The following is a 3,948-nucleotide window of genomic DNA, read 5'->3' on the forward strand; positions in this document are numbered from 1 at the left end:
CTCACAAATTAATTATTATTGACCTGTTTTCAGAAAGTTATACGAGAAACCGTAAAATACGGTGTCTCTGCTTTCCTATTGCCAAATTTAGACTAATAATATTATTATCCAAAGATTTTGATTTTATTCACTTGGTTTAGTGAGGTAGCTAAGTAATTTTATTTTCACAGAAAAAAGGTCTAAAAATGTAGAATCATTTTTAGACCCATGGCAATTATTCAATTCTGAACAATGATTCTATTACAGTAGAACTATCTTCGACTTCTATTACAATGGTATGCGTTTTAACAATATTATCTTGACCTTTAATATGCCAACCAACTATATATGGGCTTATCTGACCAATAACTTGGCTTATTTTATATTTACTAGTACTGTTTATCTCCATTTCCATTACTTTAGTACCTTCAATAAATAGTTCAATACTATTATCGTTTATTACTGGAACAACTCCCTCAGCAAGATTCCATAGAATTTTATAATTATTTTTTTCACTTGATGTAATAGAATCAGTAACTTTAATCTCTTTACTTACACTGTCATACTCTAAATCTCTTTGATGAGTTACATTTTTATAACGTTTATTAATTCCACTAACTTTATTATATGATTCACTTAAGTAATAATCATCCAAGAGATAAGTTTTATTATATTGGCCATCAACTCTTGGCAATCCTTGATTATTAACAATTAATGTATTATGTGCGAATGAAGAATATCCAAACTCTGTAAATGGTTTATCGTAATCATATCCGTTTGGCCCAGCTTCAGTGATAATGTCATAACCATTTGCATATATCCAAACACTTAAATCATCCGAATGCTTATGATACTGGGTATGATATGCAGCTGTAAAATGAATATAAGTTGCATCCCTTCCCTTTTCCCAATCATCTCTAATAATTGCATAACCCGCATCTTTATATACTTTGCTGTTTTCCGAAGGCTTATTACCTTCTTTGCCACCAGTAATAGAGTATCTATAATATGGATTATCCCTCCAAAGTGAATTTGAAGGTTTTAAATTATAAAAAGTATCACCTATAGCGGGTAAATATCCATCCGGTTTAATAACCCAAATACTATAATTTGCCATTAAGTTATACAAATTGTTGTAATAGTTATATTCCTGATAATCATTATTTAGACGAAAGTATTCTTTGTAACCTTCTACTGACTCCGCAATGATTTGATGATAGCTTGGTGAGTGTTCAAGATGTACTCCTTCTTTGGAAATAATAAAATTAAAATAGTCTTTTAATCTTTTTTTACTTACATTATAATATTTATTACTGTTTTCAAGGGCAGGGAAGTAAGTACTAAAAACTAATAGAGCCTCATCTTGAAACATACCATGATTTGTATTTGTAGAATGAAAGCCATTATGCAGGAGCAAGTCAGCATGCTGAATCATATTTTTAAGCAGAAATTTTAATTGTTCCACTTTAAGAACATCTCTAGCAGCATCATAAAAATTAACCCATGTAATTAATCTTCGTGCCGTTCCTTCATCATGCCATGCTAGTGAATGTTGAGAATTTCCATACGGGTTTTTAGTAATCCAATCTTCAATAATTTCAAAACCTTTATTAATATACTTTTTATCTCTAGTCTTTTTATAAGCCGCGACAAGGTCATTAACAAAAAAATGTCCATGCAATGCCCTATAGTAGGACCTTGATAATTCCGTGCCTTTTACTGGACTCTCCCCCCACGGAATACCTTTTGAAAAATCATAGGTTCCATAACTTGCTATCCTGTAAACATCTTTTAATAATATATTGTTTGCTACTTCAATATAATTATTTGATGGGGAAGTAAAAAATTGTTTAATCTTACTTATATATTCCGATGTACCTATATTTTTATATTTAGTAACTACTCTATCTATTTCATATTCTGAGGTTGAGTTGGTTAAAACATCGTTTTTTCTGATATAACCGATACGATTTAGATAAATGATTCTCCACCAATTACCATAATCAGACACGATTGGAAATACCTGTTCTTTCTCGATTGTTCCAAACGGAATTAATTTTCCAGAACTATTATCGTATATTGTTATTTTCGATGGACTTATAAATTTCCTATTAGAATTTTTATATCCATTGTTTAAATTTGTTATCTCACTCTTGGTGGCGTACCCCGTATCGGATTTTCTTACATAGCCATAAATATTTCCAAATTCCACTCTCCACCAATTACCGTAATCGCTATGGATTGGGTATGACTGTCCTTTAACCAATTCTCCAACTTTTTTCAAAGATCCAGTAAGGTTTTCATATACTGGCAAATTGTCAAAAACTCGGAAATATTTATCCGTACCTTTTACCTGTACTTTGACTTCTTCTTTTTTGATGTATCCAACTCGGTCAGAATAAAGGATAATCCACCATTTTCCATAGTCTGCAGCAATTGGAAACCTTTGGCCTTTATCGATTGTTCCAAACGGAACAAGCTTCCCAGAAGTATTATCATATACCGTGACATCTTTTAATGCGGTAAATGTCCGGGATTGATCTTTGTACTTCTTATTCTCATTCTTTATCGCACTTCCGGATGCTGGAGATGTTTCTGACTTCTTCACATATCCATAGAAATTTCCAAAATCGATTCGGTGCCAGTTCCCATAGTCGCTTACACGTAGATACACTTGGCCTTTGACTAGTTCTCCTACTTTCTTCAATGAACCGCTGCGGTTGTCATATACGGAAGTATTGCTGTCCGCTCGGAAATATTTATCGCTCTTTGTGAAACCTAATTGTACATCACTTTTACGGACATAACCTACTCGGTCTGAATAGATTACTCTCCACCAGTTCCCAAAATCAGAAGCTATTGGATAGGTTTGACCTTTGTCGATTGTTCCAAACGGAACAAGCTTCCCAGAAGTATTATCATATACCATGACATCTTTTAATGCGGTAAATGTCCGGGATTGGTCTTTATAATTCTTATTCTCATTCTTTATCGCACTTCCGGATGCTGGAGATGTTTCTGACTTCTTCACATATCCATAGAAATTTCCAAAATCGATTCGGTGCCAGTTCCCATAGTCGCTTACCCGTGGATACACTTGGCCTTTGACCAGTTCTCCCACTTTTTTCAACGGCCCGCCGCCGCGATTGTCATACACCGCTACATTGTTATCTGCTCGGAAATATTTATCGCTCTTTGTGAAGCCTATTTGTACATCACTCTTGCGGACATAACCTACTCGGTCTGAAAAGATTACTCTCCACCAGTTCCCGTAGTCAGAAGCTATCGGATAGGTTTGACCTTTGTCGATTGTTCCAAACGGAACAAGCTTCCCAGAAGTATTATCATATACCATGACATCTTTTAATGCAGTAAATGTCCGGGATTGGTCTTTATAATTCTTATTCTCGTTCTTTATCGCATTCCCGGATGCTGGGGAAGTCTCCGACTTCCTTACATACCCGTAAAAGGAACCAAAATCTATCCGATGCCAGTTCCCATAGTCGCTTACCCGTGGATACACTTGGCCTTTGACCAGTTCTCCCACTTTTTTCAACGGCCCGCCGCCGCAATTGTCATACACCGCTACATTGCTATCTGCTCGGAAATATTTAACGGATTCTTTTCCTTTCCACGGATCCACCGCTACACTGAATGTTGAAAAAAGAGCGGAATGGTTTTCTAGTGATGGAGATTTTTCCCTTTCTATTTCTGCGTTTTTATGCTCTTTGGCTTTGCTTTCCTCAACCTGAGCTTGGGAAGGGGATTCTTCTGCGTTTTCTTCTTTTGGTGTTTCTGGAGTATCTTCGTTATCTACGTCAGTGTTAGGTTGTTCCTCTTGCTCATTGTTAGTTTTGTTTTGTAAGTCTTCTTCTGTTTCTGCATCATGATTAGTGCCCTCTTCAGCTACGGGGGCTTCTTGCATGTTTAAGGCTATTAATCTGTCCTCTTCATTTAAGTAGAATTCTA

1 protein-coding gene is annotated in these 3,948 nt (G+C 35.4%); it reads right to left on the reverse strand.

What is annotated here, in order from left to right; genetic code table 11:
- Positions 1 to 214: 214 nt before the first annotated feature.
- Positions 215 to 3,904: a heparinase II/III family protein gene (locus IEV18_RS16405; RefSeq protein ID WP_229733703.1), complete on the reverse strand. Its 3,690-nt coding sequence runs from the start codon at positions 3,902 to 3,904 to the stop codon at positions 215 to 217.
- Positions 3,905 to 3,948 lie beyond the last annotated feature (44 nt).

It is taken from the genome of Compostibacillus humi, assembly GCF_014637175.1.
GTDB classification, from domain to species: domain Bacteria; phylum Bacillota; class Bacilli; order Bacillales; family Amphibacillaceae; genus Oceanobacillus; species Oceanobacillus humi.

Coding starts and splice junctions, on each gene's coding strand:
- IEV18_RS16405 (WP_229733703.1), bottom strand. CDS start 3,904: ATGCAAGAAGCCCCCGTAGCTGAAGAGGGCACTAATCATGATGCAGAA.